Consider the following 16678-nt stretch of genomic DNA (forward strand, 5'->3'; position numbering starts at 1 on the left):
CCCGAGATGAAGGAGAAGGGCGTGCGCGAACTGCCCAAGGTCGAACTGCATCTGCATCTGGAAGGCGCCGCTCCGCCGGCCTTCATCCGCGGGCTGGCCGCCGAGAAGAAGGAGGACATCTCCGGCATCTTCGACGAACAGGGCGGCTATGCCTGGCGCGATTTCTGGCATTTCCTCAAGGTCTATGAGGCGGCGACCTCGGTCCTGCGCAGCCCCGAGGATTACCACCGCCTGACGCTGGCGGTGCTGGAGGAAAGCGCTGCCAGCGGCGTGGTTTATGGTGAAACCTTCCTGTCGCCCGATTTCTGCGGTGGCCGCGATCCGGGGGCCTGGCGCGAATACCTTCACGCCATCCGCGAGGCCGCTGATCAGGCCGAGCGGCAGATGGGCATTACCCTGCGCGGCATCGTCACCTGCATTCGCCATTTCGGGCCCGAGAAGGCGCGGGAAACCGCGATCTGCGCGGCGGAAACGGCGGGTGACTGGCTGGTCGGCTTCGGCATCGCCGGGGATGAAACGGTGGGCGCGCCCAAGGATTTCGCCTGGTCCTTCGACTGCGCGCGCGAAGCCGGGCTGCGCCTGACCGCCCATGCCGGCGAATGGGGCGGGCCGGAAAGCGTGCGCGCGGCGCTAACGGACCTGAACCCCGAACGCATTGGTCATGGCGTGCGCGCCATCGAGGATCTGGCGCTGGTGGACGAACTGGCCGAACGCGGCACCGTGCTGGAGGTCTGCCCCGGATCGAACGTGTCGCTGGGGCTGTACCGCGATTTCCGCGCCCATCCGATTGCCGAGCTGGACCGGCGCGGCGTCAAGGTCACCATCTCGACCGACGATCCGCCGTTCTTTCACACCACCATGGCGCGGGAATATCAGGAACTGCACCGCGCCTTCGACTGGGACGAGGGACAGTTTGGCCGCATCGCCCGCCAGTCGCTTGACGCCGCCTTCTGCGACGCCGATACGAAGGCAAGGATCGCAAAGCTGCTGGAGGGTTGACCCATGCTGGACCATCTGACCGTCGTTTCCCATCCGCTGGTCCAGCACAAGCTGACGCTGATGCGCGAGAAGGACACCTCGACCGCCTCGTTCCGCAAACTTCTGCGCGAGATCAGCCTGCTTCTGGCCTATGAGGTGACGCGCGAACTGCCGATGACGACCAAGACCATCGAAACGCCGCTTTGCCCGATGGACGCGCCCACGATTGACGGCAAGAAACTGGCGCTGGTGTCGATCCTGCGCGCGGGCAACGGGTTGCTGGATGGCATCCTTGAGCTGATTCCGGCGGCGCGCGTGGGGTTCGTGGGCCTTTACCGCGACCCGGAAACCCTGCAACCCGTGCAGTATTACTGCAAGCTGCCCGACCAGATGGAAGACCGCATCGCCATTGTCGTCGATCCGATGCTGGCCACCGGCAATTCCTCGGCTGCGGCCGTGTCGCTGCTGAAAGAGGCGGGGGCGAAGCAGATCCGCTTCCTGTGCCTTCTGGCCGCGCCAGAGGGCGTGGCCCGGATGAAGGAGGCGCATCCCGATGTGCCGATTGTCACCGCGGCGCTGGACAGCCACCTGAATGACCACGGCTATATCGTGCCGGGTCTGGGCGATGCGGGCGACCGCATGTTCGGCACCAAGTAAGGCGGGGCGGGCGCGGGCCTTTACTCACCCCGGAGCCTGCTTCACAGTTCAGCCGATGTCCTGGGAATCGATCATGTTGGCCAGACTTCTGCCGGCGGCCTGCCTGGCCGCCGTCATCGCGGCCGGGCCTGCGCTGGCCGATCTGAACCAGCCGGCCGAGCTTCCGCCAGAGGGCTTCGCCGGGCAGCAATATGTTGACAGCAAGGGCTGCGTCTTTCTGCGGGCGGCCTATGGCGGGCAGGTGGTCTGGGTGCCGCGGGTGACGCGCGACCGCAAGCAACTTTGCGGCTATGCGCCGTCGGGCGGAAGCCCGGTCCTTGCGGAAAAAACCCCGCCCGAGGTCAAGCCCACGGCGCCCGATATGGGGGCCAGCCCGGACGCCAGCGAAACGGCGCCCAAGCCGGCGGTCGCGGAACCGGCCCCCGAGCCTGCGATCCCTGACACCCCGACCCCGGTCGTTGAGCCGACGCCCGCCCCGCCCGCCGCGGCACCGGAGGCCAAGCCGGCAGAGGTGGTGGCTGCCGAAAAGCCTGCGGTGACGCCAAAGGCAAAGCCGAAGGCCAAGGCCAAATCCAGGGCCAAGCCCTCCGCCAAGGTGGAGGCGCTGCCCAAGGGCGAGGCGGCTTCGGTCAAGGTCTTGACCGGGCCCGCGCCGGAGGGGCCGGAGTATCGTCTGGCCTGCGCGGCGGCGACGCCGGTGGCCGAACGCCATGCGCTGCCGGGCGGCGGCAGCCAGATTCTATGCACCCGTGGGGACGGCACGCTGGAGGGCGCGACCTATCCGATCCTGGTGACCGTCACGCCGGACGGCCGCGCTATCGGCTATGTCGATCCGGCGGCGGCGGAAAAGGCGCAGACGGTGGCGGGCGGCACGGGGCGGCTGTTCGTGCAGGTGGGCACCTATGCGGTGCCGTCAAATGCGGAAGGCGTGGTGGGACGGCTGCGCGATCTGGGGTTCCCGGTGGCGCAGGGAACCTTCGGCAATGGCGCGTTGCGGGTGGTCTATGCCGGCCCCTTTGCCAGCGCGGCCGAGGCGCAGGCCGCGCTGAACATCGCCCGGCAGGCTGGTTTTGCCGATGCCTTGGTGGTGACGAACTGACGGTTCAGTCGCTGCACACCGATTGCAGCGCGATCCAGTCGTCATCGGGCAGGATCGGCGTCGGCATCAGGCCGCGGTAGGGATCGCCTTCCAGAAGTCCGGCGGTCGCTGTGCCCGAGGGATCACGCCAGCGGGCATAGGCCGAAAGCGGCACCTGCGCGGTTTTCGCCGCCTCGATCAGCACCGCATCCGGCACGGCGGCGCTGGCGTTGTCGCGCAGCACATCCTCGCCATAGCCTTGCAGCGCATCGTCGGGCAACTGGCCCGAGGTCAGCAGCCCGAAGGTGGCCTTCAGCCCGACATGATCAAGGATCGGGGCCAGCGGATCGGTGGCCCTTGACGCCACCCCTTCGGCCAATGCGGCTCCGGCCAGCGCCTCGGGCGTGTCCTGGTCGATCAGGTCGCGCGGCAGCAGGATCACCCCGCCCGGCAGGTGCGCCGGATGCCGCAGCCCTTCGGGCAGGATGTAGAGGATCGGCGTATCCTCGGGGCCGAAGACCCGCTCGGACAGGCGAGCCAGTGCGGGCAGGCCCAGCGATCCGTCGCAGGGCTTGCCGGTCAGCCGGATCACATCATCCAGCGCAAGCTGGCCGATTTCGGCCCGTTTCGCCGCGGGCAGCGCCGAGGCTGTGTGCCGCTTCAGCACCCCCGGCAGGACCAGTGTCACGATCAGCACGATGGCGAGTGTGGTGCCACCGATCAGCGCCGCGCGCAGCCGGCCCGGGCGCGGCGTGGCCTGCCGCACCGCCGCCTGCACCGTTTTCAGCGCGGCGATCATGTCGTCGTCGTCGATTTCCAGCGTCTCGTCGGCATCTTCGCCGGGAACGAACAGCGCGGGCCGCACCCCGGGGTTCTGCCGTGTCACTGCCGGCAGCGACCAGTGGCTCAGCACCTGTTCGGACCGCGGGTCGGTCAGCATCAGCGTGGCTTCGCCCAGCCGGACGATCACCTCCTGGCGCTGCCCGCCGGGGCCGGCGCGCCACAGCCCGGTGCTTTCAAGCCGCTGATACTTTTTCAGTGCCGTCATCGGCCTCTGCTTGTCCGTCTGCTGCCCCGGCACAACCTTAGCCGGGCCGGGGGCGGGGCACAATCAGATCAGCTTGGCCACGGCGCGCAGCTCAAACTTCTGGATCTTGCCGGTGCTGGTCTTGGGCAAATCGTGGAAGATCACATGCTTGGGCGTCTTGAACCCGGCCAGATGCGCGCGGCAATGCGCGATCAGCTCGGCTTCGGTCACCTTCTGGCCCGGCTTCAGCTCGACAAAGGCGCAAGGCACCTCGCCCCATTTGTCATCGGGCTTGGCCACCACGGCGCAGAGATTCACCGCAGGGTGCTTCATCAGCGCCCCCTCGACCTCGACAGAAGACACGTTTTCGCCGCCCGAGATGATGATGTCTTTCGCCCGGTCGGTGATCTGCAAATATCCGTCCGGGTGCTGCAAGGCGATGTCGCCGCTGCGGAACCAGCCATCCTTGAACGCCTCGGCGGTGGCTTCGGGGTTCTTGTAATAGCCTTTCATCACCAGATTGCCGCGCATCGCGATCTCGCCCAGGTGATGGGCGTCGCGCGGAACCGGCTGGCCGTGGGTGTCATGCGCCTCGGCGCCTTCCAGCATGGCCATCCGTACGCCCTGGCGCGATTTCAGCTCGGCCCGCGCGGCGCCTTCGGTGCCGTCCCAGTCCGGCATCCACAGACATTCGGTGGACGGGCCATAGGTTTCGGTCAGGCCGTAAACCTGCGTCACGTTGAAGCCCAGCGGTTCAAACGCGGCCAGCGTGGCGGCGGGCGGCGGGGCGCCGGCGGTAAACACCTCGACCACATGGGAAAACTCGCGCCGGTCCTCGGGCCTGGCATTGACGATGGTGTTCAGAACGATGGGCGCGCCGCCGAAATGGGTGACGCCTTCGTCGGCAATCGCGTCATAGATCGCCTTCGCGGTGATGTCGCGGCAGCAGACCACGGTGCCGCCCAGCATCGGCACCATCCAGGTGTGGCACCAGCCGTTGCAGTGGAACAGCGGCACGATGGTCAGATAGGCGGGGAACAGGGTCATCCGCCAGGCCACGGCATTGGCCATCGTTGCCAGATAGGCGCCCCGGTGGTGATACACCACGCCCTTGGGCCGGCCCGTGGTGCCGCTGGTGTAGTTGATCGCCAGCGATTCCCATTCGTCCTGCGGCATCAGCCAGGCGAAGCCGGGATCGCCCTTTTCCAGCAGTTCCTCATAGGTCAGGTAATGGCCCGAGGCGGTCTGGCCATGATCCACCACCTCGATGATCTGCGGCGCGGCCCCGTCCATCTTGCGGATCGCCTGTTCCGCCAGTGCGATATAGGCGCTGTCACAGAGCACGATCTTCGCCCCGGCATGGCCGAAGATATAGGCCACCGTATCGGCATCCAGCCGGGTGTTGATGGTGTTCAGCACCGCCCCGCAGGCCGGCACGCCGAAATGCGCCTCGGCCTGGGCGGGAATGTTCGGCAGCAGCGTGGCCACCACATCGCCCGGGTGGATGCCGCGCCGCGCCAGGGCGCTGGCCAGCAATGTCACCCGATGGGCATATTCGGCATAGGTCAGGCGCGTGGTCTTCCAGACCAGCGCCGTGCGGTCGGCAAAGACATCGGCCGCGCGCTTCAGATGCGACAGGGGCGTCAGCGCCACATGGTTCGCGGCACATTTTTCCAAGCCAGATTCATCGGCCAGCCAGCCCATCGTCGTCATCCTCCCTCATGTCGCTTTCAAGCGCGCAGACCCTAGGTTAGCAGGCTTGACTGCGGGTGAAAGAGGAGGAATGCCCCGAAAATGCAAGCCCCTGACAAGACCCTGGCCGCTGCGGGGTGCATCCTGATCTATGCCACGATCATCGGCTTTACCGACAATTATGTCCGGCTGATCGCGGTCGAAGCGGGGCTGTGGCAGTTCCATGCCACCCGGACGGCCATGGCGCTGGCGCTGTTGGGGCTGGCGGTGCCGTTCCTTGGGTTGCGCTTGCGGCCGGTGAACGGGCGCGCGGTGCTGGCGCGGTCGGCGATCCATGGCACGGCGATGGTGATCTATTTCGGCGCGCTGGCCTTTCTGCCGGTGGCCATTGTCGCGGCGGGCCTGTTCACGGCGCCGATCTTCGTGCTGCTGATCTCGCGCTTTGCCTATGGGCACGCCATTGGCCCGGTTCGCATCCTTGCGGTCGGCCTTGGCTTCCTTGGGGTGATCCTTGTCCTTGGGCCGCAAGCGCTGTCGGGGGCGTCGCTGGCGGCGGTGCTGCCGGTGGCGGCGGGGGCGATGTATGCCTTGGGCAATATCGCGACACGCGAATGGTGCCCGCAGGAAAGCGCCGAAACCTTGCTGGCCGGCTTTTTCGCGGCCCTTGGGGTGTTCGGCCTGATCGGCATGGCGGCGCTGGCGCTGTGGCCGGTGGCGGTGCCCGCCGGTGCCGACGGGTTCCTGCTGCGCGGGCCGGTCTGGCCTTCGGCCGGCTTCCTGTTCTGGGTCTTCGTGCAGGCGGCGGGGTCGCTTCTGGGGGTGGGGCTGATGATCCGCGCCTACCAGATTGCCGATGCCGGCCGGGTCAGCGTGCTGGAATATGTCATCCTGCCGGCTTCGGCCTTCTGGTCCTGGATGATCTGGGGGGAAACCCTGTCGGTGCAGGCCTGGGCCGGAATGGGGCTGATCGTGGCTGCCGGGGCGCTGATCGCCTTGCGCGCAAGGGCGCAGGCGGTGGCGGTCTGATCGCCAAAGAGGCGCCTTTTCAACGGATTGGCGCCGCGCCCCTTGGGGGCGCTAGTCCCCCACCGCCGCGCGCCAATGTTTGCGGCACAGGCTCTGATAGGTTTCGTTGCCGCCGATCACCACCTGATCGCCGTCCCGCAGCGCCTGCCCGTCCGGCCCCTTGCGCACCACCATCGTTGCCTTGCGGCCACAATGGCACATGGTGCGAACTTCGCGCATCTCATCCGCCCAGGCCAGCAGGGCGGCCGATCCGGGGAAGAGGTTGCCCTGGAAATCCACCCGCAGCCCGTAGGCCATGACCGGAACCTTCAGGTCATCCACCGCCCGGGCCAGTTGCCAGACCTGATCTTTGGACAAGAACTGTGCCTCGTCGATGAAGACACAGGCGCAGGGGCCAGAGGCCAGCCGCGCCGCGATGCGGGCGAACATGTCATCCTCTGGTCCGAAGGTCTCGGCCTCGGCACCGATGCCGATCCGGCTGCCGATCCGCCCCGTTCCGGCGCGATCGTCCAGCCGGGCGGTCAACAGAAAGGTGGCCATGCCGCCTTCGTGGTAGTTGTAGGCCGCCTGCAGCAAGAGCGTCGACTTGCCGGCGTTCATCGTCGAATAGTGAAAATGCAGCTTCGCCATGCCTTGCCCTAACGTCCCGAAGGGGGGAGGCGCAAGCCCGACCCTGCGTGCCCCGGCAGCGGCGGTTTTGGCCATGACAAATGGCTTTTGCATGAGTAAGGGGGATAAATGATCACGATTTCCCCGCAGCTTCTGCGGCCCGGAGAATGAAAAATGTCGACGGCAAGCTACCTGAAGAAGCACACCGAGGCGCTGGTCAAGGACGTGGGGGTCGAGGCTGCCTGCGCCATCACCGGCAAATCGAAGGCGACGCTGGGCCGGTATTATTCGGAAAATGACGAGCACGACGACAGGTTCATGCCCATCGACGTGGTGGCTGCGCTGGAAGCCGCGTCGCGCTTTCCGCATGTCACCTCGGCGCTGGCCGATCTGCGCGGCATCACGCTGAGTTATGACAGCGACAAGCACGATGGCGCGTCAAAGGGCGTGAACCAGGACGTGGTGGCCCTGGCGCAGCGCTTTGCCATGCTGATGAGCGAATACAATCAGGCCATCAGTGACGGCAAGATTACCGTCAATGAATCCAAGCGGATGCTGCGCGAGACGCTGGCCCTGCAGCAGGTGCTGCTTCAGATGAAGCTCAACCTCGAGGAAGAGGCCGGCTAGGACGCTTGGCCCCGCTGCGCTTGGGGGCCTGGCCGCCGCCCATGGGCCGGGGTTTGGCCTGCGGCTTGGCGCCGGCCTTCGCGGCCGGGCGGGGGCCGGGGCGGCCCTGACGCTGCTGCGGGCGCGGGTTCGCGGCCACCACTTCGGCAGACCACGGCGCACCGCCAATCACCGGAAGCGGCTTTTTCAGAATTTTCTCAATGGCTTGCAGCTCGCCCATCTCAGCGGGTGCGCAGAAGCTGATGCTGGCCCCTTCGGCCCCGGCGCGGGCGGTGCGGCCGATGCGGTGGACATAGTTTTCCGGCACATTCGGCATGTCATAGTTGTAGACGTGCCGGACGGTGGGAATGTCGATCCCGCGTGCGGCGACATCGGTGGCGACCAGAACGTCCAGCTCACCCGCCTTGAATTCCGACAGCGTCCGGTCGCGCTGGTTCTGGCTGCGGTTGCCGTGAACGGTGCCGACGCGGAAGCCCCAGCTTGCCAGCAATTTGTTAAGTTTGTCTGAACCGTGCTTGGTGCGGCAGAACACCAGCGCCTGCTCGCCTTCATGCGTCTTCAGATAGGTCTCCAGCAGGCGGGCCTTGTCGCCGTTGGGGATGTAATGGACGCCCTGCGTGACCTTTTCCGCCGGCTTGCCGGGGGGGGCCACCTGCACCTTGACCGGGTCGCGCAGATAGGTGGCAGCGATTTCGTCAATGTCCTTGGGCATGGTGGCCGAGAACATAAGCGTCTGACGACGCAGCGGAATATGCTTGGCGATGCGGCGCAGGGCGTGGATGAAACCCATGTCGAGCATGTGGTCGGCTTCATCCAGAACCAGATAGCCGCATTTCTCCAGGCTGACATCGCCGCGTTCCAGCAGGTCGATCAGGCGGCCGGGGGTGGCGACCAGAACATCGGTGCCGCGCACCAGCGCCTGCGACTGCTTGTTCAGCGAGGCGCCGCCGACCACCATGACGATCTTGATGGCGGTGCCTTTGGTGAAAACTTCAAAGTTTTCACGGATTTGCGTGGCCAGTTCGCGGGTGGGCACCAAGATCAGCGCGCGCACGTTGCGGGGGCCGGGGGGGTGGCCGATGTCCAGCAGCCGGTGCAGCAGCGGCAGGCCGAAGGCCGCCGTCTTGCCGGTGCCGGTCTGGGCCAGACCCATCAGATCCTTGCCCTGCATGATGGCGGGAATGGCCTGCGCCTGAATCGGCGTCGGCGTTTGCAGCGCGGTTTTTTCCAGCGCTTTCAGGAGTTTGGGCGAAAGGCCCAGGGCTTCGAAAGTGGTCATGGTCGTTCCATACGTCAAGGGACGGGCGGCCCTCGTCCGCGGGGAACCCCGTTGACCGTGCGCGCCGTCGGCGCCCCTGCGTGATGGTGGGAACCTGTCGTCCGGGCCGGATCAATGCTCACGCGGCACGGGCTTTCGGACAGGGCGGACATGGGGCTTGCGGCGCGGTATGTCAAGCGTCTGCGTCAGGTATGCGTTGCGTATGCGCGGCGTATGACGGGCGGCGCACGCCCGGTTCACCGATTTTCAGCCGCCCCGCGCGCAGACTGCCTGCCCGGAGGTGGACCCATGACCAAGGCAGAGGACCGGGCGCGCGCCCATTATCACCGCATGGCCGAGGGCCTGCGCCGGCTGGAAATGGCGCTGCACGGCCCGGCCCGCGGCACCGGCGCGGTGCCCGAGGCCTGGCACGGCATTGCCCAGAGCGCCGGCCCTGGCCGCAAGACGCGGGTGACGCTGTGGGTTGAGGTCGAGGTGCTGGAGTTCTTTCGCGCCATGGGCGCGGGCCACACCGCCCGCATGGCCGAGGTGCTGGCCACCTTTCGCCACGCCCGGCTGGCGGGCGTGGTCAAGGGCCCCGAGGACGTGGCCTATGACCGCCCGCTGCTGTCACCCGAGGCCGAGGCGGCGGCCGCCGCGCGCGAGGCGCAGGCGCGGGCCCTGATGGCGCGGCTGGACCGGACCCGCCCCGCGCCGACGGTCATGGACGACGACGAGGAGGCGGCGCGGCTGGAGCGGCTGGTGGCGGAGATGGAGCGGCGGCGGCGGAGGTGAGGGGGGCCGGCCCCATGTTGGCGCTGCGGGTGGGGCCGGAGCGAGAGGGCCGGAAAGCGACCGTCCAGTGGACGGTCGCCCGGCCCGATTGCCCGCAGGCCGCAAAGGCCGGAGGGCAAGGGGGGTGCGTCTGGGTCTTGCAGGGTGGAAATCGGGACGCGCCTGCCTGGGCGGGCGCGGACTCGCGCCTGCCGGGGGCAGGCAGGCGCGGCCCGATTTGTCGCGGGACAAATCGGGCGGGCCGAACACCCCATTATCCTTCATCTACTGGATTGACAGCTTACTTGGGTGAGTATCATCTGATCGAAGCAATCGGGAGTTGCAAAATGGACTGGGCATCATTGCTTAATCTGGGGCGGCTTGGGGATCCTTCCTATGCTGAAGAACCACATCGCCCCATATACGTACAAGATTCAGATAGAATTGTATTTTCGCAACCATTTCGGCGATTAGCGAATAAAACTCAAGTCCACCCCCTTTATGAGAATGACCACCTTCATCATAGACTTATACATAGCATTGAAACCGCAAGTGTTGGGCGGTCTTTGGGGATGTCAGTTGGGCATTGGCTTGAAACGCAAAAACACATTGAGGCTGGGCAAAAGCACGCTATCTCTGGATTGGTTTATGCGGCGTGCCTGGCGCACGACATAGGTAATCCCCCCTTTGGTCACTCAGGGGAAGCAGCCATGGGCGAATGGTTTGAGGAGAGACTTGACGGCGCAAAGGGAATATTTGGTGCGGTTGAGGCATCTCATCGAGCTGAATTCGAGCAGTTCGAAGGCAATGCGCAAGGCTTTAGAATACTCACGCGACTTGAAATGTATCGAAATCAAGGCGGCATGCGCTTGTCGAATGGGGTGTTGGCGACCTTCGCGAAATATCCGGTCACTGCATACGTAAAGAGTTCTGTTCGCGAGTCGTATTGCGGTCTAAAGAAGTTTGGCGTCTTCGAAGCGGAGCGAGAAATTTTTGAGGAAGTTGCCTTGGCAACCGGATTGCGGGCTGAGAGCAGCCCAGTTGGTGTAAGTTGGTGGCGACGCCATCCCCTTGTTTTCTTGGTCGAGGCCGCCGACGATATTTGCTACAGCATACTTGATTTGGAGGATGGGTTTACGGCTGGAGATCTTTCATTTGAAGCCGTTCGCAGCCATTTAGAGCCAGTCAGTGGTGTCCCAAATCATCAACGAGAAGATAAGACGGAGATAGAGTGGATTTCCTATCTAAGAGCCCGCAGCATTGGGGCTTCGATTCATTCGTGTGTTGAGGCGTTTATTGAGAACTATGATTCAATAATGGATGGAACATTTAGCAACTCTCTAATAGATACTTGTTCGAAAAATAAAGAATTTTATGGCATAAAGAAGGTCTCTCGCGAGAGAATATTCACAGCTCGCAGAAAAACAGAGTTGGAAGTTTCTGGAAGAAATACAATTAGGCAGGTCTTGGATGGAGTTTTGCCTGTATTGGACGAGCTGAAGACGAAAAACTGGGACGAATCAAAGCTGTCTGATTATAATGGGAAATTGTCACGCGCTATAAATCTCGATTTTCGAGATGCAAAAGACAGCTACCATGCTTTGCACGTATTGTGTGATTTTGTGTCCGGGATGACTGATCGTTATACCTTGAAAGTGGCACGTATGATTTCTGGAAATTAATCACATCACCCCTGAAGTGTCCTCACCCCATAGCCCTCGCCCCGGGCCTTCATCGCGCCGACGGCGGCGATGCTGGCGGCGGCGGTGGTGAAGTAGGGGATCTTGTCCATCAGGGCGACGCGGCGGATGTCGCGGCTGTCGCTGACGGCCTGGGTGCCTTCGGTGGTGTTCATCACCAGCGCGATGTCGCCGTTCTTCAGCCGGTCCACGATGTTCGGGCGGCCTTCATAGACCTTGGCCACGCTTTCGGCGGCGATGCCCTGCGTGGCCAGCCAGGCGGCGGTGCCGCGGGTGGCGACGATCTGGAAGCCCAGCGCGATCAGGTCGCGGGCGGCGGCGGCCAGGGCGGCGGTCTTGTCCATGTCCTTGACCGACAGGAAGACGCGGCCCGCGTCGGGCAGGATGGTGCCGGCGCCCATCTGGGCCTTGAGGAAGGCCAGCTCGAAGGTGCGGTCCCAGCCCATCACCTCGCCCGTTGACCGCATTTCCGGGCCAAGCACCGGGTCAACGCCGGGGAAGCGCGCGAAGGGCAGGACGGCCTCTTTCACGCTGAACCACGGGGTTTGCGGATCGGCCAGCGTCAGCGGATCGGCCAGCGGCAGCGCGGTATCGGGGCCGACGCCGGCGGGGTAGGGCGCGCGCATCGGGAAGTTCGACAGCGGTTCCCCAGCCATCAGCCGGGCGGCGATGGAGGCGATGGCGCTGTCGGTCGCCTTGGCGACGAAGGGCACGGTGCGGCTGGCGCGCGGGTTCACTTCCAGAACGTAGATCGTGCCGTCCTTGATGGCGAATTGCACGTTCATCAGGCCAACCACGTTCAGCGCGCGGGCCATGACGACGGTCTGGCGCTTCAGCTCGGCCACGGTTTCGGGCGAAAGCTGGTGCGGCGGCAGGCAGCAGGCCGAATCGCCGGAATGGACGCCGGCTTCCTCGATATGTTCCATGATGCCGGCGACATGGACGTTGGTGCCGTCTGACAGGGCATCCACGTCCACCTCGACCGCGCCGGACAGGTAACTGTCCAGCAGGACCGGGCTGTCGCCCGACACCTGCACGGCGGTGGTGATGTAGCGTTCAAGCTGTTCGTCGGACCGCACGATTTCCATCGCGCGGCCGCCCAGCACGAAGGAGGGGCGGATCACCAGCGGATAGCCCACGTTGCGGGCCACGGCGAAGGCTTCGTCGCGGGAGCGGGCGGTGCCGTTGTGCGGCTGTTTCAGGCCCAGATCCTGCAACAGGCGCTGGAAGCGTTCGCGGTCTTCGGCCAGGTCGATGGCATCGGGCGTGGTGCCAAGGATCGGGATGCCCTCTTCATGCAGGGCATTGGCCAGTTTCAGCGGCGTCTGGCCGCCGAACTGCACGATCACCCCATGCAGTGTGCCGTTTTCCTGCTCGACACGCAGGATTTCAAGGACATGCTCAAGGGTCAGCGGCTCGAAATAGAGCCGGTCCGAGGTGTCATAATCGGTCGAGACGGTTTCCGGGTTGCAGTTGACCATGATGGTCTCATAGCCCGCCGCGGTCAGCGCGAAGCAGGCATGGCAGCAGCAATAGTCGAACTCGATCCCCTGCCCGATGCGGTTGGGGCCGCCGCCCAGGATGACCACCTTTTTCGCGGCGCTGGGCCGGGATTCACACTCCACATCGCCCATCGCGGGGGATTCGTAGGTGGAATACATGTAGGGGGTCTGGGCCTCGAACTCGGCCGCGCAGGTGTCGATGCGCTTGAACACGGCGCGGACGCCCAGGTTGCGGCGGGCGCGGCGGACCTGGCCTTCGTCGCGGCCGGTCAGCTTGGCCAGGCGGGCATCGGTGAAGCCCATCATCTTGAGCTTGCGCAGCGCCTCGGCATTGGTGGGCAGGCCGGATTTGCGGATCTGCGCCTCGGTGTCGATGATTTCGCGGATGCGGGCCAGGAACCACGGGTCGAAGGCGGTGATCGCCTGGATCTCGTCATCCGAGAAGCCGTGGCGCATGGCCTGGGCGATGACGCGCAGCCGGTCGGGCGTGACCTCGGCCAGCTTCTTCGACACCGCCGCCCGGTCGGGGGCGCCGGGGATGGCGATCTCGTCAAAGCCGGTCAGGCCGGTTTCCAGGCTGGCCAGCGCCTTTTGCAGCGATTCATGGATGGTGCGGCCGATGGCCATGGCCTCGCCCACCGATTTCATGGCGGTGGTCAGGTTGGGTTCCGAGCCGGGGAACTTTTCAAAAGCGAACCTCGGGATCTTTGTCACCACATAATCGATAGTGGGTTCAAAGCTGGCGGGTGTCACTTTTGTGATGTCGTTGTCCAATTCGTCCAGCGTGTAGCCGACGGCCAGCTTCGCGGCGATCTTGGCAATCGGGAAGCCGGTCGCCTTGGACGCCAGCGCCGAGGAGCGCGACACGCGGGGGTTCATCTCGATCACGACCATGCGGCCGTCTTTCGGGTTGATCGCCCATTGCACGTTGGACCCGCCGGTTTCGACACCGATCTCGCGCAGCACGGCGATGCTGCCGTTGCGCATGATCTGGTATTCCTTGTCGGTCAGCGTCAGGGCCGGCGCGACGGTGATGGAATCGCCGGTATGCACGCCCATCGGATCGACGTTCTCGATGGAGCAGACGATGATGGCGTTGTCGGCCTTGTCGCGGACAACCTCCATTTCATATTCCTTCCAGCCGAGCAGGGATTCATCGACCAGAACCTGCGCCATCGGGCTGGCTTCCAGACCCGAGCGGACGATGGCTTCGTAATCGTCGCGGTTATATGCGACGCCGCCGCCGGTGCCGCCCAGCGTGAAGGCGGGGCGGATGATGGCGGGCAGGCCGACATATTCCAGCGCCTCGACCGCCTCGCGCACGCCGGCGGCGATGTCATACTTGCCCGAGGGCAGTTTCGGCGCGGCAATGATGGTGGCCTTGGGGTTTTCCAGCCCGATCCGGTCCATCGCCTCGCGGAACAACTTGCGATCTTCTGCCATTTCAATGGCCGGACGCTTGGCTCCGATCAGCTCAACCTTGAACTTATCCAACACGCCAAGGTCAGCCAGCGCCAGGGCCGTGTTCAGCCCGGTCTGGCCGCCCATGGTGGGCAGCAGCGCGTCGGGGCGTTCCTTCTCGATGATCTTGGCCACCACTTCGGGGGTGATCGGTTCGATATAGGTGGCGTCGGCCAGACCCGGATCGGTCATGATCGTGGCGGGGTTCGAGTTGACCAGGATCACCCGGTACCCTTCCTCGCGCAGGGCCTTGCAGGCCTGGGCGCCGGAATAATCGAACTCGCAGGCCTGGCCGATGACGATGGGCCCCGCTCCGATGATCATGATCGACTTGATGTCGGTTCTCTTCGGCATGGGGCTCTCCATCGGGCAGGCGGCGCGCAAACTGGCGGGGTTATAGTCCGGCGGGGCTTGGGCGCAAGGGGCAAAGGGCGGCCATTTTCCGGCAGGTTCCGGGGAAGAAATCCGCCGGGCGCGGCGCGGCTGTCGCCGGCCCGGGATGCGGTGTCGGAAATCCGCTGGTCCTGCGGCGGCGTTCGTCCTAACTGGCAACAGGGGAACGGGGGCGCATGGTGATCCTTGTCGAACATGGGCCCGAAGGGGCGCCGGCGGTGTTTGACCGGCCGCGTGGGGTGATCGTCGCCCGGCGCGGGGCCGAGGTGTTGCCGGCGCTGCGCGCGGCCGAGGCGGCGCGCAGGGCGGGGGCCTGGATCGCGGGCTATGTCGCCTATGAGGCGGGCTATGCGCTGGAGCCGAAGCTGCGCCGCCTGATGCCGCGCCGGCGGCCCGGGCCGCTGCTGGCGCTGGGCCTGTTCGACGGGCCGCAGGACGCCGCCCCCGTGCTGGCGCGCATGGCCAAGGCCGGGCAGGGCACCGCGATGACCGCGCCCGAACCCGTGGTGGGGCGGCGGGCTTATGGCCATGCGGCGGCCAAGGTGCTGGACTATATCGCGGCGGGCGACTGCTATCAGGTGAACCTGACCTTTCCGCTGCGGGCGCGGCTGACGGCGGGCAGCGCGGAAGGGCTGTATGGCGCCTTGCGGCGGACGGGGGCGGTGGGACACGGCGCCTTTGTCGATCTGGGGGTGGGGCCGGTGCTGGTGTCGCGCAGCCCCGAGCTGTTCTTCCGCATCGGGGCCGGGGGCCGGATCGTGACCCGGCCGATGAAGGGCACCCGGCCGCGCGGCGCCGATGCGGCCGAGGATGCGGCGATCATCGCCGAATTGCAGGGCGCCGAGAAGGACCGGGCCGAGAACCTGATGATCGTGGACCTGCTGCGCAACGACATTTCGCGGCTGTCGCGGGTGGGCAGTGTCCGGGTGCCGGCGCTGTTCGCGGTGGAAACCTATGCGACGGTGCATCAGATGACATCGACCGTGGAGGGCGTGCTGGAGACGGCGCCGGAGCTGCCCGCGCTGATGGCGGCGCTGTTTCCCTGCGGCAGCGTCACCGGCGCGCCGAAGATCCGCGCGATGCAGATCATCCGCGAGGTGGAACCCTTCGCGCGCGGCGCCTATTGCGGCGCGGTGGGCTGGATGGCCCCCGACGGGACGGCGGATTTCAGCGTGGCGATCCGCACGCTGTCGCTCAGCGGCGACGAGATCGTGATGAATGTGGGCGGCGGCGTGGTGCATGGATCAACCGCGCAGGGCGAATGGGAGGAGGCGCTGTGGAAAGCGCGCTTCGTGAAGGCGGCCGTGAACCGGGACTGAGGCTGATCGAGACGGTGCTGTGGGAGGGCCGCGCCGCGCCGCGCTGGCCGCTGCATCTGGCGCGGCTGCGGGCCGGGGCGGCGGCGCTGGGCTGGGCCTGCCCCGAGGTGGCGCCGGCCGGGCCCGACCATCCGGCGCGGCTGCGGCTGACGCTGGGCGCGGGGGGCGAGGTGGTCTGGGAGGCGACGGCGCTGCCGCCGGCCAAACCCGAATGGCGGCTGGGGCTGGCGGCCGAACGGCTGCGGTCCGCCGATCCCTGGCTGCGGGTGAAATCCACCCGGCGCGATGCCTATGACCGGGCGCGGGCCGGGCTGGCGCCGGGGCTGGACGAGGTGCTGTTCCTGAACGAACGCGACGAGGTCTGCGATGGCAGCATCACCACGGTCTTCTTCGACCGGGGGCAGGGGATGCGGACGCCGCCCCTGTCCTGCGGGCTGCTGCCGGGGGTGCTGCGGGCCGAACTGGCCTGCCCGGAAGAGGTGTTGCGGGCCGACGACCTGCCCCGCGTGCGGCTGTGGGTGGGCAATGCGCTGCGGGGGCTGATCCCCGCCGTCTGGGCGGGGTGAGGGCGCCGGGG

General features: G+C 65.9%; 14 protein-coding genes. 9 read left to right on the top strand and 5 right to left on the bottom strand.

The features are described from left to right. Positions 1–6 precede the first annotated feature (6 nt). The 3 genes from C5F44_RS13110 to C5F44_RS13120 all read left to right on the top strand — a co-directional run bounded on the left by C5F44_RS13110 (position 7) and on the right by C5F44_RS13120 (position 2734). Entirely contained in the window at positions 7–999 is a 993-nt protein-coding gene (locus tag C5F44_RS13110; RefSeq protein ID WP_107674091.1) for an adenosine deaminase, read from the top strand. Between the two features lie 3 nt (positions 1000–1002). Next, positions 1003–1635, top strand: coding sequence for a uracil phosphoribosyltransferase (gene upp, locus C5F44_RS13115; protein WP_107673996.1), 633 nt, complete (start codon positions 1003–1005; stop codon positions 1633–1635). A 73-nt stretch (positions 1636–1708) separates the two neighbouring features. Next, a complete protein-coding gene (locus C5F44_RS13120) occupies positions 1709–2734 on the top strand; it encodes an SPOR domain-containing protein (protein ID WP_146161949.1) in 1026 nt (341 codons plus the stop codon). Positions 2735–2738: 4 nt separating this feature from the next. Here C5F44_RS13120 and C5F44_RS13125 read toward each other — a convergent pair whose 3' ends face one another. Next, the gene (locus C5F44_RS13125) at positions 2739–3761 is read right to left on the bottom strand and encodes a hypothetical protein (RefSeq protein ID WP_107673998.1); all 1023 of its coding nucleotides are present in this window, start codon (positions 3759–3761) and stop codon (positions 2739–2741) included. A gap of 63 nt (positions 3762–3824) precedes the next feature. Further along, on the bottom strand, positions 3825–5444 hold the full coding sequence (locus C5F44_RS13130) for an AMP-binding protein (RefSeq protein WP_107674092.1): 1620 nt from the start codon (positions 5442–5444) through the stop codon (positions 3825–3827). Positions 5445–5534: 90 nt separating this feature from the next. Between C5F44_RS13130 and C5F44_RS13135 the strand changes: the two genes are divergently transcribed. After that, the gene (locus C5F44_RS13135; RefSeq protein WP_107673999.1) at positions 5535–6458 is read left to right on the top strand and encodes a DMT family transporter; all 924 of its coding nucleotides are present in this window, start codon (positions 5535–5537) and stop codon (positions 6456–6458) included. A 51-nt stretch (positions 6459–6509) separates the two neighbouring features. Here C5F44_RS13135 and C5F44_RS13140 read toward each other — a convergent pair whose 3' ends face one another. Then, complete coding sequence (locus tag C5F44_RS13140; protein ID WP_107674000.1) at positions 6510–7088, bottom strand: thymidine kinase; 579 nt, start codon at positions 7086–7088, stop codon at positions 6510–6512. Between the two features lie 153 nt (positions 7089–7241). Here C5F44_RS13140 and C5F44_RS13145 point away from each other — a divergent pair, with 153 nt between their 5' ends. Continuing rightward, complete coding sequence (locus C5F44_RS13145) at positions 7242–7694, top strand: hypothetical protein (RefSeq protein WP_107674001.1); 453 nt, start codon at positions 7242–7244, stop codon at positions 7692–7694. On the opposite strand, the gene C5F44_RS13150 is transcribed toward C5F44_RS13145, so the two are convergent. Further along, positions 7669–8973: a DEAD/DEAH box helicase gene (locus C5F44_RS13150; protein WP_107674002.1), complete on the bottom strand. Its 1305-nt coding sequence runs from the start codon at positions 8971–8973 to the stop codon at positions 7669–7671. The genes C5F44_RS13145 and C5F44_RS13150 overlap by 26 nt on opposite strands. Before the next feature lie 288 nt (positions 8974–9261). On the opposite strand from C5F44_RS13150, the gene C5F44_RS13155 reads away from it, so the two are divergent. Continuing rightward, positions 9262–9747, top strand: coding sequence for a BrnA antitoxin family protein (locus tag C5F44_RS13155; protein WP_181318265.1), 486 nt, complete (start codon positions 9262–9264; stop codon positions 9745–9747). Between the two features lie 284 nt (positions 9748–10031). Further along, complete coding sequence (dgt, locus tag C5F44_RS13160; RefSeq protein WP_328588504.1) at positions 10032–11408, top strand: dGTP triphosphohydrolase; 1377 nt, start codon at positions 10032–10034, stop codon at positions 11406–11408. Positions 11409–11413: 5 nt separating this feature from the next. On the opposite strand, the gene carB is transcribed toward dgt, so the two are convergent. Beyond that, positions 11414–14743 carry a carbamoyl-phosphate synthase large subunit gene (gene carB, locus C5F44_RS13165; protein WP_107674005.1) on the bottom strand — a complete coding sequence of 1110 codons (3330 nt, stop codon included), beginning with the start codon at positions 14741–14743 and terminating at the stop codon, positions 11414–11416. 218 nt (positions 14744–14961) lie between these two features. Here carB and C5F44_RS13170 point away from each other — a divergent pair, with 218 nt between their 5' ends. Both C5F44_RS13170 and C5F44_RS13175 read left to right on the top strand, forming a co-directional pair. Next, complete coding sequence (locus C5F44_RS13170) at positions 14962–16101, top strand: aminodeoxychorismate synthase component I (RefSeq protein WP_107674093.1); 1140 nt, start codon at positions 14962–14964, stop codon at positions 16099–16101. Continuing rightward, positions 16059–16667: an aminotransferase class IV gene (locus C5F44_RS13175; RefSeq protein ID WP_412917548.1), complete on the top strand. Its 609-nt coding sequence runs from the start codon at positions 16059–16061 to the stop codon at positions 16665–16667. Before C5F44_RS13170 ends, C5F44_RS13175 begins: the two co-directional genes overlap by 43 nt. Positions 16668–16678: the final 11 nt, after the last annotated feature.

Source organism: Fuscovulum blasticum DSM 2131, from assembly GCF_003034965.1.
GTDB classification, from domain to species: Bacteria; Pseudomonadota; Alphaproteobacteria; order Rhodobacterales; family Rhodobacteraceae; genus Pseudogemmobacter; species Pseudogemmobacter blasticus.

Bases quoted from the DNA above. Each gene is read 5' to 3' on its own strand.
- C5F44_RS13135 (WP_107673999.1), top strand. From the start codon at position 5,535: ATGCAAGCCCCTGACAAGACCCTGGCCGCTGCGGGGTGCATCCTGATC.
- C5F44_RS13155 (WP_181318265.1), top strand. From the start codon at position 9,262: ATGACCAAGGCAGAGGACCGGGCGCGCGCCCATTATCACCGCATGGCC.
- C5F44_RS13145 (WP_107674001.1), top strand. From the start codon at position 7,242: ATGTCGACGGCAAGCTACCTGAAGAAGCACACCGAGGCGCTGGTCAAG.
- C5F44_RS13130 (WP_107674092.1), bottom strand. From the start codon at position 5,444: ATGGGCTGGCTGGCCGATGAATCTGGCTTGGAAAAATGTGCCGCGAAC.
- C5F44_RS13125 (WP_107673998.1), bottom strand. From the start codon at position 3,761: ATGACGGCACTGAAAAAGTATCAGCGGCTTGAAAGCACCGGGCTGTGG.
- upp (WP_107673996.1), top strand. From the start codon at position 1,003: ATGCTGGACCATCTGACCGTCGTTTCCCATCCGCTGGTCCAGCACAAG.
- C5F44_RS13140 (WP_107674000.1), bottom strand. From the start codon at position 7,088: ATGGCGAAGCTGCATTTTCACTATTCGACGATGAACGCCGGCAAGTCG.
- carB (WP_107674005.1), bottom strand. From the start codon at position 14,743: ATGCCGAAGAGAACCGACATCAAGTCGATCATGATCATCGGAGCGGGG.
- C5F44_RS13150 (WP_107674002.1), bottom strand. From the start codon at position 8,973: ATGACCACTTTCGAAGCCCTGGGCCTTTCGCCCAAACTCCTGAAAGCG.
- C5F44_RS13110 (WP_107674091.1), top strand. From the start codon at position 7: ATGAAGGAGAAGGGCGTGCGCGAACTGCCCAAGGTCGAACTGCATCTG.
- C5F44_RS13120 (WP_146161949.1), top strand. From the start codon at position 1,709: ATGTTGGCCAGACTTCTGCCGGCGGCCTGCCTGGCCGCCGTCATCGCG.